General features: G+C 40.9%; 25 protein-coding genes. 5 read left to right on the top strand and 20 right to left on the bottom strand.

Going from position 1 to position 23,715, the window contains the following annotated elements; genetic code table 11:
* Positions 1 to 127: 127 nt before the first annotated feature.
* The 14 genes from B2727_RS17785 to B2727_RS17720 form a co-directional block, all read right to left on the bottom strand.
* The gene (locus tag B2727_RS17785) at positions 128 to 1,120 is read right to left on the bottom strand and encodes a putative solute-binding protein (protein ID WP_004807883.1); all 993 of its coding nucleotides are present in this window, start codon (positions 1,118 to 1,120) and stop codon (positions 128 to 130) included.
* A gap of 131 nt (positions 1,121 to 1,251) precedes the next feature.
* Complete coding sequence (locus tag B2727_RS17780) at positions 1,252 to 1,686, bottom strand: PaaI family thioesterase (RefSeq protein WP_033134074.1); 435 nt, start codon at positions 1,684 to 1,686, stop codon at positions 1,252 to 1,254.
* Positions 1,687 to 1,751: 65 nt separating this feature from the next.
* Positions 1,752 to 2,735, bottom strand: coding sequence for a fatty acid desaturase family protein (locus B2727_RS17775; protein WP_033134075.1), 984 nt, complete (start codon positions 2,733 to 2,735; stop codon positions 1,752 to 1,754).
* A gap of 120 nt (positions 2,736 to 2,855) precedes the next feature.
* Complete coding sequence (locus tag B2727_RS17770) at positions 2,856 to 3,653, bottom strand: PaaX family transcriptional regulator (RefSeq protein WP_033134076.1); 798 nt, start codon at positions 3,651 to 3,653, stop codon at positions 2,856 to 2,858.
* A gap of 100 nt (positions 3,654 to 3,753) precedes the next feature.
* On the bottom strand, positions 3,754 to 4,554 hold the full coding sequence (locus B2727_RS17765; RefSeq protein ID WP_004807892.1) for an undecaprenyl-diphosphate phosphatase: 801 nt from the start codon (positions 4,552 to 4,554) through the stop codon (positions 3,754 to 3,756).
* 128 nt (positions 4,555 to 4,682) lie between these two features.
* On the bottom strand, positions 4,683 to 6,572 hold the full coding sequence (locus tag B2727_RS17760) for a M48 family metalloprotease (RefSeq protein ID WP_164467928.1): 1,890 nt from the start codon (positions 6,570 to 6,572) through the stop codon (positions 4,683 to 4,685).
* Positions 6,573 to 6,674: 102 nt separating this feature from the next.
* Positions 6,675 to 8,213, bottom strand: coding sequence for an amidophosphoribosyltransferase (gene purF / locus B2727_RS17755; RefSeq protein ID WP_033134078.1), 1,539 nt, complete (start codon positions 8,211 to 8,213; stop codon positions 6,675 to 6,677).
* Positions 8,214 to 8,237: 24 nt separating this feature from the next.
* Positions 8,238 to 8,831 (bottom strand): CvpA family protein, encoded by a 594-nt coding sequence (locus tag B2727_RS17750; protein WP_004807899.1) that lies wholly within the window; start codon positions 8,829 to 8,831, stop codon positions 8,238 to 8,240.
* Between the two features lies 1 nt (position 8,832).
* On the bottom strand, positions 8,833 to 9,840 hold the full coding sequence (locus tag B2727_RS17745) for a quinone-dependent dihydroorotate dehydrogenase (protein ID WP_033134102.1): 1,008 nt from the start codon (positions 9,838 to 9,840) through the stop codon (positions 8,833 to 8,835).
* 88 nt (positions 9,841 to 9,928) lie between these two features.
* Positions 9,929 to 10,408 carry a type II secretion system protein GspM gene (gspM, locus tag B2727_RS17740; protein ID WP_005189530.1) on the bottom strand — a complete coding sequence of 160 codons (480 nt, stop codon included), beginning with the start codon at positions 10,406 to 10,408 and terminating at the stop codon, positions 9,929 to 9,931.
* Complete coding sequence (gene gspL / locus B2727_RS17735) at positions 10,408 to 11,547, bottom strand: type II secretion system protein GspL (protein WP_033134079.1); 1,140 nt, start codon at positions 11,545 to 11,547, stop codon at positions 10,408 to 10,410. Before gspL ends, gspM begins: the two co-directional genes overlap by 1 nt.
* 40 nt (positions 11,548 to 11,587) lie before the next feature.
* A complete protein-coding gene (locus B2727_RS17730) occupies positions 11,588 to 12,043 on the bottom strand; it encodes a SixA phosphatase family protein (RefSeq protein ID WP_005189535.1) in 456 nt (151 codons plus the stop codon).
* Positions 12,044 to 12,144: 101 nt separating this feature from the next.
* Complete coding sequence (locus B2727_RS17725) at positions 12,145 to 13,218, bottom strand: NAD(P)H-dependent glycerol-3-phosphate dehydrogenase (RefSeq protein ID WP_004807911.1); 1,074 nt, start codon at positions 13,216 to 13,218, stop codon at positions 12,145 to 12,147.
* A gap of 47 nt (positions 13,219 to 13,265) precedes the next feature.
* A complete protein-coding gene (locus B2727_RS17720; protein ID WP_005202906.1) occupies positions 13,266 to 13,844 on the bottom strand; it encodes a nitroreductase family protein in 579 nt (192 codons plus the stop codon).
* 255 nt (positions 13,845 to 14,099) lie between these two features.
* Here B2727_RS17720 and B2727_RS17715 point away from each other — a divergent pair, with 255 nt between their 5' ends.
* Entirely contained in the window at positions 14,100 to 14,483 is a 384-nt protein-coding gene (locus tag B2727_RS17715) for a hypothetical protein (protein WP_004807915.1), read from the top strand.
* A 48-nt stretch (positions 14,484 to 14,531) separates the two neighbouring features.
* Here the strand turns inward: B2727_RS17715 and B2727_RS17710 are convergent, their stop codons facing one another.
* Together B2727_RS17710 and B2727_RS17705 are read right to left on the bottom strand one after the other, a co-directional pair.
* Entirely contained in the window at positions 14,532 to 14,777 is a 246-nt protein-coding gene (locus tag B2727_RS17710; RefSeq protein ID WP_004807917.1) for a hypothetical protein, read from the bottom strand.
* A 154-nt stretch (positions 14,778 to 14,931) separates the two neighbouring features.
* Positions 14,932 to 16,119 carry a phosphoglycerate kinase gene (locus tag B2727_RS17705; RefSeq protein ID WP_005202901.1) on the bottom strand — a complete coding sequence of 396 codons (1,188 nt, stop codon included), beginning with the start codon at positions 16,117 to 16,119 and terminating at the stop codon, positions 14,932 to 14,934.
* 139 nt (positions 16,120 to 16,258) lie between these two features.
* Between B2727_RS17705 and B2727_RS17700 the strand changes: the two genes are divergently transcribed.
* Complete coding sequence (locus tag B2727_RS17700; RefSeq protein WP_004653014.1) at positions 16,259 to 16,642, top strand: DUF2237 family protein; 384 nt, start codon at positions 16,259 to 16,261, stop codon at positions 16,640 to 16,642.
* Complete coding sequence (locus tag B2727_RS17695; RefSeq protein ID WP_033134080.1) at positions 16,642 to 17,235, top strand: Maf family protein; 594 nt, start codon at positions 16,642 to 16,644, stop codon at positions 17,233 to 17,235. The genes B2727_RS17700 and B2727_RS17695 overlap by 1 nt, the downstream gene beginning before the upstream one ends.
* Positions 17,236 to 17,277: 42 nt before the next feature.
* Here B2727_RS17695 and B2727_RS17690 read toward each other — a convergent pair whose 3' ends face one another.
* Positions 17,278 to 18,768: an MFS transporter gene (locus tag B2727_RS17690; protein WP_033134081.1), complete on the bottom strand. Its 1,491-nt coding sequence runs from the start codon at positions 18,766 to 18,768 to the stop codon at positions 17,278 to 17,280.
* 126 nt (positions 18,769 to 18,894) lie between these two features.
* On the opposite strand from B2727_RS17690, the gene B2727_RS17685 reads away from it, so the two are divergent.
* Together B2727_RS17685 and B2727_RS17680 are read left to right on the top strand one after the other, a co-directional pair.
* Positions 18,895 to 19,485, top strand: a complete 591-nt coding sequence (locus B2727_RS17685) for a TetR family transcriptional regulator (RefSeq protein WP_033134082.1) — start codon at positions 18,895 to 18,897, stop codon at positions 19,483 to 19,485.
* A gap of 7 nt (positions 19,486 to 19,492) precedes the next feature.
* Complete coding sequence (locus B2727_RS17680) at positions 19,493 to 20,011, top strand: GNAT family N-acetyltransferase (RefSeq protein WP_033134083.1); 519 nt, start codon at positions 19,493 to 19,495, stop codon at positions 20,009 to 20,011.
* Here B2727_RS17680 and B2727_RS17675 read toward each other — a convergent pair.
* From B2727_RS17675 to B2727_RS17665, 3 genes are all read right to left on the bottom strand, one after another.
* A complete protein-coding gene (locus tag B2727_RS17675) occupies positions 20,008 to 21,261 on the bottom strand; it encodes a serine hydrolase domain-containing protein (RefSeq protein ID WP_033134084.1) in 1,254 nt (417 codons plus the stop codon). The genes B2727_RS17680 and B2727_RS17675 overlap by 4 nt on opposite strands.
* Positions 21,262 to 21,343: 82 nt before the next feature.
* Entirely contained in the window at positions 21,344 to 22,198 is an 855-nt protein-coding gene (locus tag B2727_RS17670) for a MaoC family dehydratase (protein WP_033134085.1), read from the bottom strand.
* 65 nt (positions 22,199 to 22,263) lie between these two features.
* Entirely contained in the window at positions 22,264 to 23,655 is a 1,392-nt protein-coding gene (locus B2727_RS17665; RefSeq protein ID WP_005189566.1) for a 3-oxoacyl-ACP reductase, read from the bottom strand.
* Positions 23,656 to 23,715 lie beyond the last annotated feature (60 nt).

The raw sequence follows: 23,715 nt of genomic DNA, 5'->3' as shown, positions 1-23,715 counted from the left end.
TGTAGCATGTTCTTTGACTTTCTCATATCTAAATGTTGTTATGTTTTTTAAAATATAGTGTCGCCTTACTGACTAAAAACCCTCTAAATTACAATCAATAAAGAGGGTTCATCAATCAAATCATGTGTTACTCATCATTGAGCGCACATTCAAAGTTATTTGGATTTTGTTTGCAGCGAACTTTTTTCAAGAAGTTCATCATTTTTGGATCATAAATTCCTGCTTTAGTGAGTGAGATACGTGCTTCACGCATCATCTTCATATAGTTGACTTGTTCTTCAGGTGGGATAATCATCCAGTATTTGGTTGGAATTTCTTTTTCGTATTTTGAAATAATATTAAACGTTCGACCGAGTTGCCCCGCCACCCATTCACGCGATTTCTGCCCAAACCCGTCAGGAAATTTATCCTTTCGAATAATGAAATTTGCCGAAATTTGCGTCAGTGGAAATTTGACAATTCCGCCTTTATCACCGAGTCCCTTATAAAGCTCAAAAGGCTTATAAGCAACAATTGGCGCGGGAACAATATCAATTTGATGATTATTAAATTTTGCCCCTGCATTGGTCACATCGACTGAAACAGCTTGTGCACCTATTTGTGCAACCAATTTCGGTTGAGCTTCATCATAAGCAAATACACCAACTTTCTTACCTGCGGCCTTAGCCAAAGTATTTATATTACGATCAGCAACAAACAAATACGCAGGTCCAATCGTTCCAAGACCCGCAATTTCATAAGGGCCATTGATCATACTTTTTGCCGCTTGAGGCTTAGAGAGCAATTGATAAGCAAGAATTGCCGTTTTCAAATCAGTTAAAGCGCCAACTGCATCAAGTGAACCGACATATTTATTGAATTGTCGACCACGTAATCCACTGATAATTGCACCATCACATTGCCCTACTTTTAAATCTTCAGCTGCAACACGCTCATCGACATAGGCACGCAAATCAATCTCTGCGCCCCACTTTTTTGCTTCTAATGCATAATCTTTTGCCAGTGCAAATGCATCACCCGATTTACCAACTGGATCAAATACACAAACTGTTTGCTTCGCCTGCGTTGTTACAGCGAATCCGAATAATGCCAAAGCAATAAAACCGTTTTTAATTATCATCTCGTTCTTCCCAGATAAGATTTCTTTTATTTCTTTATCTCAACCTATTTGTGGATACTATCCTATGACGAGATTTTTATTTTTAACGGATTTACAGCCAATCATTCAGTTGCGCGAGTATTTTGAACGTTTCATCCGCCTAAGGTCGATGGTGAACTTTGTGGTAGTGCATAAGTTCCAATTACATGCGCAACTGGTTCTTCATCATCCAGAGAATATAGCCAAACTTCACCTGTGACCAAAGTTTTCCCGACTTTAATCAACTTACACACAGCCCGAATATCCCGATTACCATTGGGTTTACGAAAAAAATTAATGGTCATATTGGTGGTGACTGCCATTGCAACCAGCCCCAGATGCCCCAAGATGGCAATATAGAGTACATAGTCTGCAATCAACATCAGCGTTGGGCCAGAAACAGTTTGTCCTGGACGCAGGTCTCCTGCATCGACACGATAAAGTAGCTGTGCCCCCTTAGGAGGAATCTCCTCAATGGTACTTTTTTGTAACGCCTGCGGAAATTCTTGTGCTAAAAATCCAATAATTTCTTGTTTATCCATTGCCATACTCTTTTCCACCATTCCTGTTGTGTGAGCCCCGATTTAAAACAGAGCCCTAAAAAATCCAATATTTAATCCGCTTTAGCTGAAAGCTCATTCAGCACTTGCCAATAGCTTGGTGGTTCGGCAACATGACCGCGTTGTCTTAACATCTGGTGCATTTTTGGCAATTTAAAATAAGGTACAGCTGCCATCAAATGATGTTCTTTATGATAGTTGACATTGATTGGTGCAACCAAAGCACGAGCAATATAGCCTGCCTTAGTTGTACGCGTATTGGTTAAAGCACTATGACTGGTTTCCATTCCTGCATGCTCTGCCATTGAACGGACTCTGAGGAATAAAGGAAATGGGGTCAAATACGCCACAACCCATAATGCATAAAGTTTAGGATGCCCCGCTGCCCACAACGCTGAAAATAGAGCAGCGTTAGTTGCAATTGCACCACCACTATTTTTTAGGAATGCTTTAGGATAATCGCTCCAGTGTTTGCCTTCCTGAGAAATCCAGCGGCGGTCGTTTGATACCGTCCACTCCATTTTTTCAATATCCATCAACACTCGGCCGACCGCAAACTTAAACCCCGTCACGCCAGACAAATCACGCATAAATTTACGCATTAAGGATTTTTTCGTGGTTGGAAAACCTGTAACTAAGGATAAATCAGGATCATCGACCGTAGAGGTTTTACTATGATGACGCATATGATGGGCACGATATTTATGTAGATCATTCCAAATCGGACGCGCGCATAACCAATCCGTCAAGGTATCATTCAACCATTTGGTTTTAAATAAACTTTGATGGGAAGCGTCATGCATGATGATCGCGAGTGCCAACTGACGGCCAGCCAAAATGACCAAGGCTGCAACACACATGAGTAATTTACCCCAAGCAGGTAAATACTCCCAAGAGCTAGCTACAGCCGCAAAAGTTCCACCAATCACAGCCCATGTCGAAAACACAGCCCAACTGCCGTGCGCATCAGACTTGGCTGTTAACTCAGTAATTTCCTCTCGCGAGAATAAATCACTAATCGCTACACGTGTATTCATATCCCTATCCTGCATTTGTTTTATTTTTAAAACTACACAATTTATATTTTTATTCTAAATTAAGTAATATTTCTGTCAATAAATTAAAATTAAATTTTATGTAATATTTGTAATGAATATTTACTCAAGACTACTTTCATAAAACTTCTGCCATACGTTCAATCCTGTCTGATCCAACTGTTGTACGCTCTGCGCAAATTGCTCGCGAAGTTGCACATCAACAAAACCTTCTGGCAATAATGGATCATTCATCAATAAGGAAATGGTTTGTCGACCCAATAATAAAGACTCTCGCGCTGCGTCTTCCAAATTAAGCTGGTCGACAGTCGACAGCCATTTTTGAATCATTTGGCTATATTTTTCATAGTTAAGATTTAAGGTTTGAGTGGGCCAAAGTGCGGGGATGAGCGCCAAAGTATGTGCATCAAAATGGCCAATTTGACAGATCTTGGCACTATTTTCTAAGCCTGAAGCTTTTAACTCTGAAATAAGCTGGTCAAATGTAATGACCAAATTATCAGGACGTATATAAATGCCCTGCTCTAATTCTTTAAAGCCAAAATGCTTTAATGCTCTTTCACGACGATTTAATGCAGTACGATCAACCCGCCCAAGTTCACCTGTAAAAACAGCTAAATAGTGATGTGCCCATACTTTGGTTTGTTTAATACCATGCTTACGATTCAGCATGACATTTGCCCATTCGTGCGATTGAACTGTAAATTGATAGACGCCACGTTCAATGGCTTCAATCACACCATCACTGGATAACCGTGTCACAGCAACCCGAATACTATTTTCACTGATTTCAAAAAGCCGCGCTGCAATAATGATTTGTTTAATTGAAATCGCTCGACCTTGAAGTCCTAACAGCAAATCAATAATTAAGTCTCGAGCATTCATTTTCACTATTGTCATCGTGCTATCGAACCAGATCTGAAGGATTTAAAATAAAGAAAAGAAATTTTAACTGAGAATCTCCCTTTTCGCAGTTGCCAAAAGGGAGATGTTTTTATTTTTATAAAAAGACAAATAACAGAATAATACCAAGCACAATACGGTACCAAGCAAATACTCGTAAGGTATGGCGTTCCACAAATTTCACCAAGGCACTGACCACCAATAGTGCAGAAATAAATGCTGCGACAAAGCCAACAGCAATATTCAGCATATTGTCTTGCGTTAAGACATCCGCATTACGGGCCAAATCAAATACCGCCGCACCCAACATGGTTGGCATCGCCAAGAAGAACGAAAACTCGGTTGCTGCCTTACGAGACAATCCAGAGAACATACCACCAACGATGGTCGCACCTGAACGTGAAGTCCCTGGAATCATCGCAACACATTGCGCACACCCCACCAAGAATGCTTGTTTATAAGTGATCTTGGTCGCATCCGTTGTTTTATGATCAAAATTCTTTGATTCAACCCAGAAGATAATCAGACCACCCACAATTAAAGCAACAGCAACCACCAGCGGGCTAAACAAGACACTCTTAATGAAATCGACCGCAAAAATACCAATCACGACTGCTGGAATGAAAGCGAGTAAGACACTAAAGGCAAAGTGACGTGCTTCAGCATCTCCACTAAAGAAGCCTTTGACCAAGTCAAAAATCTTTTGACGATACAACCAGCACACAGCCAAAATCGCACCAAGCTGAATAACAACTTCAAAAACACGACCATCATCTGAATGAAAGTCGATCATATGACCAAATAAAATCAAATGACCTGTGCTTGAAATGGGCAAGAATTCGGTAAGACCCTCAATAAAACCTAAAAACAAGGCTTTTAAAATTTCAATATGTTCCATAACTTACTCAAAAGAACGTAATAGCAGAATAAAAATAAACGGCAAGCTTAACCTGAAATGTCATCATTTTATGTGATTGTCACGTAACCTTTTAGCAAAAAATATTCAGACAAATGCCTGAATTTCTGTTAAATAATCATTAAACTATTTTTCTTCTGCATCTGTTCGACCACTTCATGTGTATCAAAGCCTAAACGCCAATACAAAAGCCCTAAAACATCTAATTCATCTTGGGTAATAATCCGATCATTCCACAAACATCTTTCTGCAATCGACAAAATATTAAGGCGATCGCGTAATAACAAACCAGAGACATCATTCAAAATTTCCGCCAAGTCCAAAGGCTCATCTGAAATATCTGCATAAATTTGCATTTCATCTTCAGTTAAAAGCATCTGCAAGATACGTTCACGAACTTCGAGCTGGTTCGGACTATTAATTTGCTGTACATGCAGTAAGGCATCGATCAAATGTACAATCTGAGATTTGACATCTTCAAAAGCCGCAGGCAAATGTGCAGGCATTAAATTGAGTTCATGTTTCACCCGTTCCAACAACAATGCATCAAGCAAACCGACTTCACCATCTTCTTGAATGATACACGCCAACTTGGTTAAGAATTGGCGTGCAATACTGGTCGGCATATGCCCAATATTTTTGCAGGCATCATGGAAAATCTGCACATGAATACGACCATCCAAATTCAATAAAGCATCGACAATCGCATGGCTGACCGGTGCTTCTTGCGGAATAAATTCGCGATACTGACGAATCATCAAAATCGCAACCATGACCTCACGAGAACCCGTCGCTGTTTGCATTGCCCGTTGAATTAACTCAGGGCGTTTCTTATTCTTTCGAACTTCTGGATTAAGTGGTTTGATTGCATCATTCAGTGCAAAACTAATCGGTGATAAACGCAATAAAGGTAATGGCTGTGGCGAACTCCATGGCATGGTGAGCTCGGCACTTTCCTCTTCTAACGAGCGAAAGAGGCTAAATAACGGGCGATTACGAAGCTTGCGTAGATTTTCTAATTGCAGATCTTGCAACAAAGTTGGATTTAATTCGTAAATTCGTTCTTTAATACTGGGATGAATATTCATCCAGCTCTGCGGACTCAGCGAGTTAGCAAAGCACATATGCGAAATCGACTCAGAATAAGCACTATGGATCTGCGATCCTGAGTGATGCACATAAATCCGTAACAAGGTTTGCACATTGGCATTATTGTTCATCAAGCGCATGGTCTTGAGATCATTACGGAAGGTACGGCCACTTAAAGTCAAATATTTAATACAACGTGTAATTAAAATACCCAAACTACCGATTAACCAAATTACCCCACCAATCGCAACAAAGATGGTTTCAAATTTATTTCGATAAGTCGTTGCATAGGGATTATAACCCGCCTGAGCAAGCTTACTGCCCCACTGGCTAAAAGTAGTTAAACCACTATATAAAATTTTTAGCTTAGTATTTTCAACAGCTTCACCCGATAAAATCTGATTAAATTCATAACTGAGTAAGCCATAAAGTTCAAGTTCATCCAGGTTTTGTAATGCACCCCAAGTCAAAATAATCACAATATCCTGTGATCTAAACCCTGCAGTTAAAGCATTCACCCCAACTTCATCAGGGAGTACATAAACCGCGGGCGTATCAATATCAAAACTTTTAGCGACCTGTTCTACAACTTTTAAGGCAGTACTTTCTTCTGGCGTACTTTCATCGAAAACTAAGCGACGTGCTTTTAGCTGCTTTGCCAGCGAGTGACCGCCCTCACGTAATACATATAGCTCCGCCCCTACAGACCAAAACAAGACGAAAATAAGGACTACAATGAAATAAGGACTAAGTACATGCCACCAAATCGGTTGGGTATAATCAAAGAAATGAACGACCAAACCCAAAATTAAATTGAGAATAAAGACCGTTAATAACATTGCGATAAGACAGAAACTAACTGACCATGCAATATTTTTATTTTCAATTAAATAATGGCTCATTTCTTTCAATGTAAGTTTTCCTGATTACATTGTTTCAGTTAGGGTTTCCGTACCCACTATCATAAAATAAAAAAGCGGGAAATTCCCGCTTTTCTATAGATTAAGATGAGATTACTCTTCTTTGATCCCAGTTAAGTCAACTGATGCGGCATCGATATTCACATCGATATAACCATCTGATTTACTTTTCGCAGCATCACTACGTTTTTGCTCAAGTGCATCCAGATATGCCTTATCAATACCACCCGCGACATAGACACCATCAAACACCGAACAATCAAATTCAGTTAAATCTGGTACTTTGCTGGTACGAACTGCATTTTTCAAATCCTCCAAATCTTGGAAAATTAAACGATCTGCACCAATGTTTTCACGGATTTCTTCTACTGTACGACCTGACGCAATCAACTCCGCCTTGGCTGGCATATCAATACCATACACATTTGGATATTTCACCATTGGTGCGGCAGAAGCAAAGAAGACTTTCTTCGCACCTGAGTCACGCGCCATCTGAATGATTTCATTACAGGTGGTACCACGAACAATCGAGTCATCGACCAACAGTACATTCTTGTCTTTAAACTCAAGTTCTACAGGGTTCAATTTTTGACGAACTGATTTTTTACGTTGCTGCTGACCCGGCATAATGAAGGTACGTCCGATATAGCGGTTTTTCATAAAACCTTCACGGAATTTCACACCTAAAATATTTGCCAGCTCTAATGCAGAGGTACGACTGGTATCTGGAATTGGAATCACAACATCAATATCATGCTGCTCACCCCATTCTTTCAAGATTTTATACGCCAGTTTTTCACCCATTTTTAAACGGGCTTTATAGACTGAAATCCCATCAATAATGGCATCTGGACGAGCAAAATACACATATTCAAAAATACACGGACGATATTCAGGATTTGCAGCGCATTGTTTGGTAAACAACTGTCCTTCTGAATCGATAAAGATCGCTTCGCCTGGTGCGATATCACGTTCAACTTTAAAACCAAGTGCAGTAATCGCAACAGATTCAGATGCGATAATGTATTCAACACCTTGTTCAGTTTCACGAGAACCATAAATCAAAGGACGAATCCCGTTTGGATCACGGAAACCGACCAAGCCATGACCAGTGATCATCGCTACAACACCATAAGCCCCTTTACAACGCTCATGTACGCGAGATACGGTGTGGAAAATATCATCTGGGCTTGGATTTAAAGTTCTGATCTTTTGTAGCTCATGTGCAAAAACATTGAGTAAAACTTCAGAATCCGAATCAGTATTCATATGACGTAAATCTGTTTTGAACAGATCATCATGAATTTCTGCAGCGTTGGTCAAGTTCCCATTATGAGCAAGCGTAATGCCATAAGGTGAGTTCACATAAAATGGTTGTGCTTCAGCACTGCTTGATGAACCAGCAGTTGGGTAACGAACATGTCCGATCCCGTAGTTACCAAGCAATGCACGCATATGACGCGTATGGAATACATCACGTACCATACCGTTATCTTTGCGGAGGAATAAACGCCCTTGATGGCAGGTTACGATCCCTGCAGCATCTTGTCCTCGATGTTGCAGCATCGTTAAGGCATCAAATAACATTTGGTTCACTGGTGATTTACCGGCTATCCCAACAACTCCACACATAGCAACCTCGCGACAAGCTAGCGATTAATAAAAAGGATTTTTCGTCGAATGATCAGAACGCTCATCAACTGAAGCACGTTCTGACTGGTCCATTTCAGTCGAAGGGCGATGTAACAACGCGCCTTCCGATGTCATTTGATTTAAAGCTTGATTTGCTGCATCTTTGGACAATTCAGTTGCCAAAGGTGCATAAGGTAATAGAATTTGTACAAATTTAGACTGTTTCCAGTGCGGTGAACTCTCAACCCAAGGTCCTAAACCCTGCATTGCGATCAATACAATCAGTAATCCTTTGAGAGAACCAAATGCTCCACCTGCTAAACGATTTAATGGGCCCAATTTCAGACTTTTCAAGAGCCCATTCAGTAATGCGGACACAATCCATGTACACACCACAATGATCAACACAATAAAGGCAAATGCTGCGATTTTTTGCACAACAGGGTCTTGGCTTAGACTGCTCATTGCAGGTGCCAAAACCACAGCGTATTTTGCCCCAATGATCAATGCGAATATCCATCCGATCAAGTTCGCAAAGGCTTTGATAAATCCTTGACGCAAACCGTTCAGCCCTCCAATGAGCAAAATGACCAGAATGATGATATCAAGTGTGTTCATTTCACACAGTCATCGCATTAATACAATCTTTCACAAGTGTTGGGCCGGTATAAATCAACCCGCTATAAACCTGTACCAAGCTCGCTCCAGCTTGCTGTTTGGCAACCGCTTGTTCACCAGACAAAATACCACCGACACCAATCAATGGAATTTGACCCGCCAATACTTTGGCAAATTGAGCTAAACATTCGGTACTCTTTTCAAATACGGGTGCACCTGACAAACCACCTGCCTCGTTTCCATTTGGCAAGTTTTCAACACCTTCACGCCCTAGCGTGGTATTGGTTACGATTAGTCCATCAATTTTAAATTGCAATAATTGTGCTGCAATGAATTGAATATCTTCTGAAGTTAAATCTGGTGCCACTTTAAGAACGAGAGGAACATAATGATTATATTGATTTGCCAGTTCGAGTTGGCGATCTTTTAAAGTTTGTAACAACTCAGTGAGCGCATCACCACTTTGCAAACTACGTAAATTTTTTGTATTTGGCGATGAAATATTAACCGTAATATAAGAAGCGTAATTATAAACTTTTTCTAGGCAAATCAAATAGTCAGATACTGCATCTTCAACAGGTGTGTCCGCATTTTTACCGATATTGATCCCTAAAACACCTTTAAATTTTGACGCTTTTACATTTTCAATCAGTTTATCCACGCCATCATTATTAAAACCCATGCGGTTAATAATGGCTTTTGCTTGAGGGATACGAAATAAACGTGGTTGAGGATTACCTGCTTGTGGACGTGGAGTAATGGTTCCAATCTCGATAAAACCAAAACCTAATGCAGCTAAAGCATCAATATGCGCACCATTTTTATCTAAACCGGCCGCAAGACCAACAGGATTTGGAAATTCAATTCCCATACAGGTCACAGGTTTTGCCGCAACTTTCTGATGCATAAAGCCAATTTTATGGGCTTTATCGAGCATAGAGAGAGTCAGTTCATGTGCACGCTCTGGTGCTAAAGTAAACAACAAAGGGCGAGCCAATGAATATAACATACCAATCACAGTCTACTGATTTTCAAGTAGGCACATTATAGGCATAGGCGTATCAAAACGCCATGCCTGACATAGGGTTTTTAATTGCTTACTGTACTGTTGCAGTTAATTTAATCTGATTATTGTTAGAGACCATATCCATTTTTTGGATACTGATACCCATTTGAGACAACTGCATCAAAAAGTTAGCCAACACAGCATAATTCTGGTGTTCTGCAACAAGCTGAATCTGCTCACCATTTTGCTGTGAAGAAACAGCCAAACCTTGTTGTTGGGCCGTTCGTTGTATTTTATCTGCTGCAGTCAATCCCACATCATTTGCAGGCTTCATTGTCGCCGCATTACTCTGCATCCACACGGTTAGATCTTTTAATTCATTTAACCGTTTTTGTTGTTGGTCTGCCAATGCATGCGTTTTCCACAAAGCAAAACCAATCACGGTCACAATGACAAAAATGGTGGTAAAAATCACCATTACCCGTTCACGAACAGATAAGCCTTGTAGATATTCATTTAATGCTTCAATTTTCTGATCAAAGCTATTTTGTAATCGTGTTAATGCTTTCATTATTTTACTTTTACCACCCCAATTGCGCCAACCGTATCCGCCTGAACATTGCCTAATTCAGCTTGGAAACCTTGTTGGTTTAATTGTTGAGTTAATCCTTGTAAATCATCCGCAGATTTTGCTTTGAGTGACATAGCCAATACTGAAGCATCATAACTGACTTGCTGAGCAACAATCTGTTTTTGCATCAAGATTGGTCCAACACGGCTTAACAGCGAAAGTGCTTGCGTATCGCCAAGTTGGCTCATACGTAATTGGCTTTCAAACTGGCTTTTAATATTTTGTTCTGTGACACGACTATTTTCACCAAACCAAGATTTATACTGCTCAATCGCTTGGCTTGCGGTTTGATCCGCAACTTTTTTCAGTTTTGACCAACGTAAAGCATCATAACCCAATTGCACCACAATCACAGCCAAGAGGACTGCGGCTGCAGCTTTCCAATAACCAGACCAATGCACTTCTGCATTTTTTGATTTAGGTAGAACATTAAATGGATGCTGTTTAGGCCTTAACAATTGTTCAAATTGATAACTGAATTCGGTCCGCTGATCTTTACTCGATGCAGTCGCGAGGCTATCAAGTTGACTGGTATTCAGGTTGGCAAATTTATACTGTGTTTCTGCAGCCTGAAACTCTAGGAACAAACCTAAATCATCAACAGAGTTACCTGTCCATGCATTTTCTCTCACCAATAAGTGATCGTACAGGTTGAGCAACACCACTTGATTCGGTTCTGGTTCTGGTAAAATCAAAAAGTCTGGTAAAAATGCTGCTATCTGGATCGGCAAAAGACTCAGTGCATGTTGCCACGTTTCAATCGTAGATTGTGCAACACCCAAGATATTGAGTTGATCATTATGAAAATGATGTACAACCTTCATATGGTCAATCGGTAAGGTGACAAACTCTTCCAAGAGATATTTGATGCCCTCTTGCCCCAATTGTTTGTAATGCGCCTTGGTCATTGATTGTTGTAATAATTGCGCATTTCGGCTTGGAAAATAAACCACAGCCTCTTTTCCATGATGCTCTTGCAAGTCCTGAATCAACTGTTCAAGACTTTGTGCCTGCAACCAATTTTCCCCTGCCGACCAATACCATGTTCCATTGGTTTCGGGCATCCATATATACAGCATCGGTGTTCAGTACCCTTATCCTATTGCGGATATATAAAAATTATAATGTTGGTGTAAAACGATTCTTTTGTGTCGACAAACCATTCGCGATCACAGCTTGATCATAAATACGTGCTTCGGCCAATGCAAATGGATTAAAGCCTTCGTGTGTCAATTGTTCTTCAATATGTGCCACAACATTCATATGACACACCACTGCAATCGACTCATACGGTAATTTGGATAACCATTCAATCGCATCCTTGGCATCATCATCTGGCTTAATCTTATCGCAAATTAACACAGGAATGCCGTGAAAATGTGCCTTGATATGCGCCAAAGTTTCTTGAGCACGTAACAGTGGACTCACCACAAAAATCTCAGGTTGAATCACATCTTTTAAGAAATGTCCTGTTTGCTCAGCTTGTTGATGTCCACGTGGTGTAAGTGGACGCTGTATATCATTTCCATTGATGGCTGGAGATGCTTCACCGTGACGAACTAAAGTTAACTGCATAAAACGACCTTATTTTTTATAGCTGCATCATAACGCGAATAGATGACAGTTTTAATTAGGTCTGTTGATATTTCAAGCATGCATGAAATATCAACAGACCCCTAGACTTCATGATGAGGTAAAACAAATTCCACATCACTGCGATGACCATTTTTCATCAAAGACAACGCAATGGTCATTGGTGGCGCACCTTCAAAAATCACATCATACAGCGCATTGGTAATTGGCATATATACATCCAGCTCTTCCGCTTTAGTTCGCACTTGGACGATTGTATTAATCCCTTCCGCAGTTTGACCGAGCTCCTTAGTCGCTTGATCCAGTGTTTTCCCAGAACCTAATGCAAAACCAATTTGATAGTTACGACTTAATGGACTGTTACAGGTGGCAAATAAATCTCCAACACCAGACAATCCCAAAAAGGTTAATGGATTTGCACCCTGTTTCACTGCAAAACGGCTCATCTCTGCCAACGCACGAGTGAGGATCATACTTTTGGTATTTTCACCAATTTTATAAGCCCCACCCATACCCATGGCAACTGCATAAATATTTTTTAACGCACCACCCAATTCAACACCATGCACATCGTCGCTACCAAACACGCGGAATAAAGCACTATGTAAAGCATGTTGCACCGCATAACGAACTAGTTCTGACTCACTGGCGATAACCGTTCCTGAAGGCATACCCGCCATGATTTCTTTGGCAAGATTTGGACCAGATAAAACACCGTACGGCACTTCTGGCAGTTCTGTGCGAATAATATCGCTCATAAAACTAAAGGTTTTTGCTTCAATGCCTTTGGTCAATGAAACCACAGCCTGAGAAGTAATAAACGGCGCAATCTGTTTGAGTACATCACGGAATGAATGGCTTGGAATGGCAACCAAAATAATGTCACGATCACGTACAGCAAGCTCTAGGTCAGCCACTGCACGCAAAGCAGGTTCCAATGGATAATCAGGTAAATAGCGTTTATTGATATGTGTTTGATTAATTTCTTCCGCAACAGCGGCATCACGAATCCAAATCATGGTATCGCAACCATTTCTGGTCGCTAAATTTGCCATCGCTGTACCAAAACTACCACCGCCCAAGACCGTAATTCTTAATGCTGTTTTCTGATCTACGGCAACTGGCTCAACTAAATCACTAAAATTTAACTCTGTCATTTTTTATCCTGAAACGAATTTCTTTCTTTAATCATGCAAAACAAAGCTTAGGTTACTTGCCATACTTTTACAAAATCTTGACTATCTATTTCTGCTCTTGGCGCAATCGCTTTCGCTGCTGTTCCAATATAAATAATTCCAGAAATAAGATCCTGTTGTTTTAATCCCAATTGCTGTTTCAACCAATTCGATTCAACCACAGCCCCAGAACGCCACATGGTTGCAAAGCCTTGTGCTTGTAATGACAACAAGAAGTTTTGAATCGCAGCACCTGTACTTAAAATCTGTTCAAAGTGTGGAACTTTAGGATGATCTTGAATCGTGGTTAAGGCTAAAACCAACAGAGGCGCACGAAACGGATGCTGTTTCACTCGATCAAGTTGTGCAGGATCTGTCTCACCTAAATCTGCTAAAGCACTCGCTAATTGCTCACCAAAAGCCGCACGTAGTTCAGGAGTCACAATCACAAAACGAGTTGGTTTTAAACGATGATGATCAGGTGCAGTCAATGCAGCTTGCACTGCTTTTTCGAGTTGTTCTGTATTTGGTGCAGGCTCAATCAGTTGCCCAATAGATTGACGTTGATGAATATTTTGATGAATTGTCTCTATATTTGAGTCCGTCATTGAAATGAATCTAACTAACACAAGGATGGCGCTAGATTAGCATAATCTGAATGATTTCCACTATGCTTAATTCTTGCTTGTCACAGATGTCTATAATTGAATTTCGTTGGTAAATAACAAATATCATCATCGCTAAACTCATCATTCATTTGAGAAAATTTACAGAGTGTCTGCACAAACTGTACATAACCTGCAAAAGCACTCAGAAATTCTATGTTCCAATAATACAATTATGTAACGACTTGAGAACAAGTAATGAAAAAAACCTTAATCATGAGTTTAGTTGGTGGCTTGGCACTCGGATTGACAGCATGTGCATCTACACCAACCAACACGTTGGCAATTCAAAAAGAAAATAATCAGTACGAAGTCACAGGTATTGGTAAAACCAACCTGATTGCAAAAAACAATGCAGTAACTGCCGCTCAAAAAACCTGTACCCGTAACACAGCCCCAGTTGTTGTTGACGAAAAAACCGCGTACCAAGGCGTACTAAAAGGTGTGGTCGATGAACAAACAGGTAAAATGGTTGAAGCTGCAGCTGGTGTACTCGGCACACTTACGGGCAAGAATGCCTCTTTAGCTCGAGATGATGATTATCAAACCACGCTTACCTTCTACTGCAAAGCTAATTCATAAATACAAAAAAGCCGATGTAAAAACATCGGCTTTTATTTTCTAAATCACTTAGTGCGCTTCGCTCGCAGCGACTTCAGATGCTGCACCTTGTTCAGCAACATCAGTATTCTTTTCATCTAAATTCGGTTTATCAATCGCATCAATTGCAGCTTGTTGCTCTGGGGATGTCTGTGTTGATACAGCAGCAGCTGTTTGGTCTTGCTGTTCAGCATTTTTCGCTTCTTCTTTCTTTGCACATGCAGTCAGCATGATTGGAGCAATAATTAGAGCGGCAAGGGTTAATTTAAATTTCATCACGGCTTTCCACAGTTACTTGGTTAAGTTATGACAAGCATATTTCAGATATGTGACATTTTGATGACGACAACGTTGTGCAAAAGTAAAAAGAGCCGATTTAAATCGACTCTTTTAAAACTATCTCTTGATTAATCAATAAATTAAAAATTGATTAAGCACGCTCAAGTAAAACTGCAACAGCAGGTAAAGTTTTGCCTTCTACGAACTCTAAGAATGCACCGCCACCTGTTGAGATATAACCAATTTGATCAGCAACTTGATATTTATCAATCGCAGCAAGCGTATCACCACCACCTGCAATCGAGAAACCAGCAGATTCAGCAATCGCCAATGAAAGTGTTTTAGTTCCTTCACCGAATTGATCGACTTCGAAAACACCCACTGGGCCATTCCAAAGAATTGTTTTAGAAGATTTTAAGATGTCTGCAAATGCTTTAGCCGTTTCAGGACCCACATCCAAAATCATATCGGTATCAGTGACATCAGCCACGTTTTTCACAACAGCTTGTGCACTTGCCAATGAACCAAGGAAATCTTCAAAGTTGATTTGGCTTGCATCTGCAACCACAACATCTGTAGGTAATGGAACACTCACTTTTGCTGCAATTTGTTTTGCAGTTTCAACCAAATCCGCTTCGTAAAGTGATTTACCAACATTAAAACCAGCTGCAGCCAAGAAGGTATTGGCAATACCACCACCCACGATCAATTGATCACAGATGGTAGACAATGAAGTCAACACATCAAGTTTAGTTGATACTTTAGAGCCTGCAACAATCGCAACCATTGGTTTTTCTGGTGTTTGCATTGCACGGCCAAGCGCATCTAACTCAGCTGCCAATAAAGGACCCGCAGCTGCGATTGGCGCAAAACGTGCTGCACCTTCAGTTGATGCTTCTGCACGGTGCGCCGTACCGAATGCATCCATGACGAATACGTCGCATAATGCAGCGTATTTCTTCGCAAGTTCTTGGTTATTTTTCTTTTCGCCGTGGTTGAAACGAACGTTTTCAAGTAACACAACTTGACCCGCAGCCACTTCAACGCCATCTAAATAATCTGTGAATAATTTAACATCTTGACCCAACGCTTTGCTTAAGTAAGCAGCAACTGGTGCAAGTGATTGTTCTGGTTTTGGCTCACCTTCTACAGGACGACCAAGATGAGAAAATACCATCACTGCCGCGCCTTTTTCTAAAGCCGCTTTAATAGTTGGCAATGCAGCACGTAAACGTGCATCACTGGTAATTTCCCCATTTTTTACAGGAACGTTTAAGTCTTCACGAATAAGAACTCGTTTACCTGCTAAATCAAGATCAGTCATGCGCTGAAAATTCATGGATGGCTCTCTAGTTGATTTTAAAAACGGCGTAATTTTAAATGATTCTCTGAAATAAAGGTGAGTTTTTTTGCAGAAAAGCTGCCGAAAGCTTCAGTTTTGATTATGATAATCACCGTCACTAAATCTTTCTATTATTATGTCAATTCATCCAGATCCAAAAATTAATCGTTTAAACGTGCTTGGCGAACCTTTAGCCAGCTGTTGTTATGACCCGATCACTGGGTATTTTCGTAATGGCTTTTGCCACACGGCGGTCACCGATTTAGGTCAGCATACAATGTGTGCACAAATGACTTCTGAATTTCTAAATTTCTCGCAAAAAGTCGGCAATGATCTCATTACACCGTTACCCGAAGTCGGCTTCCCTGGTCTTAAACCAGGTGACTTCTGGTGTATCTGTGTGACGCGTTGGGTCGAAGCTTATCAAGCAGGACAAGCACCACCGATTAAGTTGAATGCTTGCCATAATGCCGTACTGCATTATGTTCCCTTGAATATCCTTGTGGAATACGCGGTGTAATGAACCAACATGAATTGATTTTGGCGTCCAGCAGTCAAACCCGTAAAGATCTGATGGATCGTTTAAGGTTGAATTATCGCTGTATTTCCCCTGATGTTGATGAATCTGCATCAGGGGAAATACATGCCGATGATTTGGCTAAACGTCTTGCTTTTGAGAAAGCGGGGGTGATTGCTCAGCAACATCCTGATGCCATTGTGATTGGTTCAGATCAGGTGGCTTGGCGCGAACATGCTCCTTATGACTTTATAGGTAAACCCTTAAGCGTTGAAAATGCCATTCAACAATTGCAGGCAAACTCAGGTCAGACGGTCTTTTTCAGTACCGCGATCAGCGTCCAACATTTGCAATCTGGCTTTGAAACCACACTGGTCGAACATTACCAAGTTAAGTTTCGTCAGCTGACATTACCAGAAATTGAGCGTTATATTGAAATTGACCAGCCCTTGCATTGTGCGGGTAGTTTTAAATGTGAAAGCTTGGGGATTAGCTTATTTGAAAAAATGGTGGGCGATGATCAAACCACCTTGATGGGCTTACCCATGATTCAACTGTGTAAGATCTTGCGTCAGTTTGAAATAAGTATTCCTTAAAAAATGCCCTGACCTAAACTCAATTTAGATCAGGGTCAATCATTATTCCTCGACCACAGTGACTCTTTTTGGCAATGCGAACCAAATAAAAATCGACAAGATCAAGAACAACAAGGCAGCCACGTTCAACACGGAACGATGCGACTGGCTAAAGGCCTGCTTAGCAGCTGCAATGACATGTTCAGCAATCATTGGCTGTAATTGCTTAGCGGCTTGAACGGCCTCACCAATCGAACTACTCACCTGTTCAATGATGTTATGTGGTACATCGGCTGGAACCACAATCGAGTTGGCATAGAACCATGACAACATCAGACCGAAAAAGGCAATGCCTAGACCAGCTCCCAGCTCATATGCCATCCCTTCAATTGCCCCTGCTGCGGTCGCCTTACTTGGCGGTACTGAAGACATAATTGCAGAGGTTGACGCCAGTAAAGCAATTTCCACACTTAAACCTAATAACACCATCCATGCCCATGCGTGGATTTGTGCTTGCATCAAATTGGTATTGGCCAAGCCCCATAAACTTAAAGCACTCATCAACATACCCAGCGATGCAACTGAACGCAGACCGAAACGGTTGACCAGCATACTGGCAATTGGACCGCCTAAACTGATCGCAATCATAAACGGTAAAATAAATGCCCCAGCAGCCAACGGTGAGAGTTGGTAAACAAATTGCAATTCCTGAGAAATCAGCAACTCGAATCCAACCAAAGCCATCATTGATACAATTGCCATCACCACACCTGTCGCAATCACAGGATGTTTGAATAATTGAATATCAATCATTGGAGACGTTGATGTGAGTTGTGTACGAATAAAGCCTACCAACAAACTAAAACCAACTGCGAATATCAGAACTGACCAGATACTAAAGCCGTGCATGACAGTTTTAATCGCATAGATCATGCTCAGGATAGCAACCACCAATACAATGGCCTGTAATAAGTTAAGATTTTGCTTTGGTTGCCCTGCCTGCTTTGGAATCACAAAGACCGTTAAAGCAAGTACAGCAATCATAATCGGAACATTGATCAGGAACACTGAGCCCCAATGAAAATGCTCAAGCAAAAAACCACCAAGCAATGGGCCAAAGGCTGCACCACCACCACCGACAGTTGCCCAAACACCTAAAGCAAAGTTACGCTGTTTTTCATCAAGGAAAGTATTACGAACCGCAGATAAAGTGGCAGGCAAAATCATGGCTGCACCAACAGCCAATAAAGCACGAGAACTAATTAATGCATATGCAGTAGAAGAAAAGGCTGCGGCCAATGATGCTAGACCAAATAAGATACCACCAATAATCATCAGCTTTTTAAAGCCAATACGGTCTCCCAAGGCACCCATTGGCAGAATCAGACCTGCCATGACCAAGGAATAAATATCAATAATCCACAGCAATTCATTTGCGGATAATGAAAGTGACTCACTCAATGTCGGTGTTGCCACATGTAAAACGGTTGCATCAATTGATACAGGAAGATAAATCAGTACAACGATTGCAAGAATTAACCACTTGCGTGACATAAATGCCTCTAAATTGGACAATTGTTCAAGTTGGCGTTATTATAACCAAAATTGAACACTTGTCCAACTTTTAAAGTTGAGTTAATTTGTCTCTGATTTGTATGTACTCATAGGTGCTAAAAAAGAATGGCTTATTTAAACCGCGAACAACGTCGTGAAATGATTTTACAAGCTGCGATGCAGGTCGCATTAAACGAAGGTTTTTCTGCAATGACAGTTCGTCGTATCGCCACTGAAGCCCAAACATCTACAGGACAAGTACACCACCACTTTGCTTCCAGCTCACATTTAAAAGCAGAAGCCTTTATCAAATTGATGCAACAACTAGACGAAATTGAAAATCAAGTCAACACAGCCAACGCTTTACAGCGCCTTTCCCTGTTACTCGGTTGCGAAAATATTGAGCAAATCCAACCTTATTTAAGATTATGGAATGAAGCTGAAGTCCTTATTGATCAAGATGAAGAAATAAAACGGGCCTATAATATTGCCATGCAAGACTGGCATCGTTCAATTGTACGGATGATCAATGAAGGTCAAGCATTAGGTGAATTTCATTTTGAGACCAATAGCGATGACATCGCATGGCGACTAATTGCATTTGTCTGTGGCCTAGAAGGGATTTACAAACTGGGGTTGATTGGCTTAAATGAAAACGATTTTAAACGCCACACCGAAGCCATTATTCAAGCAGAATTATTTAAGAAATCAAAATGAGTAAACAATGAAACGAGCACTCTTACAAACGGCAAGACTCGATTTATTTGTATTTAAAATGGATGATCTTGTTGATATCTACCCTTGTGTGACAGCAACATTAACCCGTTATATGGCTTGGGAACCTGCTCAAAACTTCGCAGCTCAAGAAAAAATTGGGCAACAATGGCTGATCGCCGAAACAAACCATACCGATCGCCATTTTGTATTACGTCGTAAACAAGATCAGCTGTTTATTGGTCTCATCGGTGTGCATCGAATGCATACAGCAACACCTGAACTGGGATTATGGATTCGGGAAGATTGCCACAATCAAGGCTTTGCCAAAGAAGCAATTTTAGAAGTATTCCGTTGGGCCTCTACTCACATATCCGCCCAATATTTCCTATACCCTGTTGCAGTGGATAATCAACCAAGTCGTAAACTGGCTGAAATGTTAGGTGGAACTATTGCTGCATACAAGACTGAAAGCAAATATGATGCAGTGATTTACCACATTCCACCCTATCAAATTAAGGTAAATTAAAACCAGCCTTTTCGACCTGTTAATATTTCATCTGCACAGCGGAGCGCTTCTTGGCTCAAGCCCCATAGACGATAGTCCCCTGTTGCCGAGGTAATATTAAAATTATGGGTATAAGCAAAACTGAGTTCACGATCAAAATCACACCATGCTCCTGAGCCATTAAAGCCAACATGTCCAAAGCCATGCGGTGCTCGTTTACCCATCGTTAAAATACGGTGATAACCCAAACGCCAATGCATTGGAATCGGCATCACGCGATCACGTGCTTTGCTTTGTACCGTACTGAGTTGCTTAAACACTTCTGGGCGAATCAGTTGTTGCCCCTGCCATTGCCCTTGATTGGCTAGCATTGCATAGACTTTTGCCAAACTATCGGCAGTAAATACACCATTAGCCGCAGGAATAACAGCTTGCAAACCTTCATCACTATAGAAGCTAAAGTGACGCATGCCTTTTGGAATCATGGCATCTTGGAAATCTTGTGGATTTTGCCCAGAGAACTCCAATAAGCGTTCTGATAAGGATGCTTTACGTGGTTGACTGTTTTTATTTTGTTGCGGTTTAGCTTGAGATGCCGTTTTCGGTTTTTCCAATAAACGTGCAACACGATTTAATTCTGATGTTGGCGTCCCAAAATACGCACCATCCAGTTCAAGCGGTTGTACCAGATAACGTTGCATCAGCCAACTTAAGGGTTGCTTGGCTGCTTTCTCAAGCACACCACCCAAAATCCAGCCATAGGTCAAAGGCTGATAGGCAAAACTTTGTCCAGCAGCAAAACGTGGTATCGCCGCGGCAATCACATCCAGCATATGCGACCAATCCAGCATTTCCGTTGCTGTTTCAATGGTATTTCGAATGTCAAATAAACCGCTTTGATGTGATAAAACATGACGTAAAGTAATATTGGCTTTACCATTTTGAGCGAACTCAGGCCAATAATGTGCAATCGGTTGCTCATAATCCAGCACACCTTCACTCACTAAAATATGTGCAAGTGTCGCTAGAATGCCTTTCCCCGTTGAATAACACATGGCTAAAGTATTGGATTGCCAATCTTCTTCTTGAGATTTCTTACCCGTATAAATATCAACAACTTTTTGACCTTGGAAATAAACCACCAATGCAGCGCCACCTTGCTGGGTTCGTGTATCTTGTAGACGGCTAAATTGGCTCGCCAAATCAATAAAGCGTTCATCAACACTGCCGTGATAATGATGTGTATCGGCAAATAAAAGTTCTTTAATCAAAGCTCAAATCCTTATGATATTTATACTTGTTAGCAGATCCCTGTTGCGAACAACAGGGAGCATTTACACGACATGATCGTAATTAAAGTGCTTTCACTGTACCCGCAACATGTGGCTTTTTAGATTTCACATTACGAATCAAGAAATCTGTTTGTTTTGGCTCGGCTGCAGTTAAAAACTCCACCGTAGAAGGTAAGAACATTGGTAGTTTGAACCAAACATCTGCCTCATAAGCCGCAGGTAATTCGATACTTGCCAAAGCTTTAGCTTTACTCCACATCCCATGTGCAATCGCTTGTTTAAAGCCAAACGCTTTTGCAGTCACAGCATGGATATGAATCAAGTTAAAGTCACCCGAAATCACGGCATAACGACGGCCGGTATTTTCAGAAATATTCCATTCTGCTTGTGGTTGGTAAGCAGGTTCTTTCACTTCTTTGGCTTTTTCAACTGCTTTTTTCTCAGTTTTTTGGCGTGATAAATAAGTGGTTAAACTTTCCATCACCACTTCACCACCGACTTTCGCAGTCGTGATGAAATCAAACTGTAAACCTTTGTCATGCGGTTTTAGCTCACCAAACTTGCACGATAAAGTAATTTGCTCATTCACACCAATTTTGCGAGTTTGTTTGATCTGATTACGAATATGCACCAAACCCAAGATCGGGAATGGAAATGCTTCACTGGTCATCATGTGCATTTGCAGACTTTGCGACAAAACTGCCAAATAGATTGCTGGCACGAAACCATCATTTTTAAAACCACAAATCTCGTTATAGCTTTCTAAATGTTTGCTATCAATCTTAAGTGTATCCACCACATACTCAACTTGTGGCAGAACCTTTTCACCTTTTGGTTTTTTGAAAATGAGACCTTGAATGACTTTTGGATAAGCTAAATAAGGTTTTGGCAACTGACTAAAATGACGTGTATTCATAATAAACCTTTCAATATTTTTATAAAAAAGGGATGCACAAGCACCCCTCTTCAAAACCCTAATGCTTAGGCACCTAACAAGCTTTGACCGCAGACGCGAACAACGTTACCTGTTACACCTGTTGAACCAGTAGACGCATACCAAGCAATTGCTTCAGCCACATCTACAGGTAAGCCACCTTGGTTCATCGAGTTCATACGACGACCTGCTTCACGAATTGCGAACGGAATCGCGGCAGTCATTTGTGTTTCGATAAAACCTGGTGCAACCGCATTGATGGTAATACCATTCTTTAATGTCGGCGCAGTAAATTTAACCAAACCAATTACACCTGCTTTCGACACAGCATAGTTAGTTTGACCAAGGTTACCTGCGATACCACTAATTGATGATACACAAACGATACGACCATTTGCATTTAAACCATCATGAGATAGTAAGTAATCGTTAACACGCTCAATTGCAGACAAGTTAATATTGATTACAAGATCCCAAAGCTCAGGCTTCATATTTGCCAAAGTTTTGTCACGGGTAATTCCAGCGTTATGAACAATAACGTCTACGCCGCCTTGTTTTGCAGCAGCAGTTTTAATTTTCTCACCCGCATCAGCAGCAGTGATGTCGATTGCCAATACTGAACCACCTATTGAACCCGCAACACGCTCAAGATCAGCTTGTTGTTGTGGAACGTCTAAACAAATGACATGTGCACCATCACGCGCCAATACATGCGCAATCGCTTCACCAATACCACGGCTCGCACCAGTGACTAATGCTGTTTTACCCGCAAGTGGTTTCGCCCAATCTAAATCAACCACATCTGCTTTAGACACACGGATCACTTGACCAGATACATAAGCAGAACGTGGTGAAATCAAGAAACGTAAAGTTGATTCAAGGTTTGCTTCTGCGCCTTGGTCGACATAGACCACTTGTGCAGTAATACCCTTTTTGAATTCTTTACCAACAGATTTGATAAAACCTTCAAGCGCACGTTGTGCAATCGCTTGTTTTACTGTTTTTGCAGTCTCAGGTGTAGTACCAATCACGATCACACGACCTGAACTTGAGATTTGACGTGCGATTGGATTGAAGAAGTCGTATAACGCTTTTAATTGTTCTGAATCTTGAATGCCAGACGCATCAAATACAACCGCTTTAAATTTAGATTCTTTGTCATCTGCATTAAGAGGACGAAGATTTAAACCTACTTTTGCAGCAGTTTGTTGTAATTCGACATTATTGCCCACATAGCTATCTGCATGAATGTTGCTAAGAACTTGAGCAATCGCAGCAGAAACCGTGCTTGATGGTGCTGCGCCAAGCAATACTGCACCATTTACAACTGGTTGAGCACTTTCAAAACGATCTAGCGCAACTGGCGATGGTAAACCTAGATTTTTTACGACAAACTTACCTAGAGGTGATTGTGTAAATGCTTGGTACTGATCGGTCATGGTTATTATCTCTCATACAAATGAATTTGTTACAAACACATGAATCATGTTGGGATATGG

It is taken from the genome of Acinetobacter sp. UBA991 (assembly GCF_002292065.1).
In the GTDB taxonomy this organism is placed as follows: Bacteria; Pseudomonadota; Gammaproteobacteria; order Pseudomonadales; family Moraxellaceae; genus Acinetobacter; species Acinetobacter higginsii.
The sequence above is the reverse complement of the archived record's forward strand: the minus strand, read 5'-3'. Positions and strand labels throughout refer to the sequence as shown.